Genomic DNA, 502 nt, shown 5'->3' on the forward strand with positions numbered 1-502 from the left:
AAACGCCACCCGATCCGCGCAGCGCGCCGCCTGCTGCATGTTATGCGTCACGATCGCAATCGTGAACTCGCCTTTCAGCTCGTCCAGCAGCTCCTCGATCCGCGCGGTCGAGATCGGGTCCAGCGCGCTGGTCGGCTCGTCCAGCAGGATCACCTCCGGCCGGGTCGCGATCGTCCGCGCGATGCACAGACGCTGCTGCTGCCCGCCCGACAGCGCCGCCGCCGACGCCCCCAGCCGGTCCTTCACTTCGCCCCACAGCGCCACCCGCCGCAGCACGTCCTCCACCCGCTCGTCCATCTCCGCCCGGCCCAGCCGCTCGTGCAGCCGCACACCGAACGCGATGTTCTCGTAGATCGACATCGGAAACGGCGTCGGCTTCTGGAACACCATTCCCACCCGCGCGCGCAGCACGTTCAGGTCCAGGTCCGACGACAGGATGTTCCGCCCGTCGAACAGCACCTCCCCCGTCGCCCGCTGCCCCGGATACAGGTCGTACATCCGG

The 502-nt window shown here is 69.1% G+C and carries 1 protein-coding gene; it reads right to left on the minus strand.

Annotated elements, in window-relative coordinates; genetic code table 11:
- Nucleotides 1-502 (minus strand): phosphate ABC transporter ATP-binding protein (locus HLH27_RS16910; protein ID WP_182951290.1); only part of this gene is annotated, 502 nt, incomplete at both ends.

It is taken from the genome of Gluconacetobacter takamatsuzukensis, from assembly GCF_014174275.1.
Lineage (GTDB): Bacteria > Pseudomonadota > Alphaproteobacteria > Acetobacterales > Acetobacteraceae > Gluconacetobacter > Gluconacetobacter takamatsuzukensis.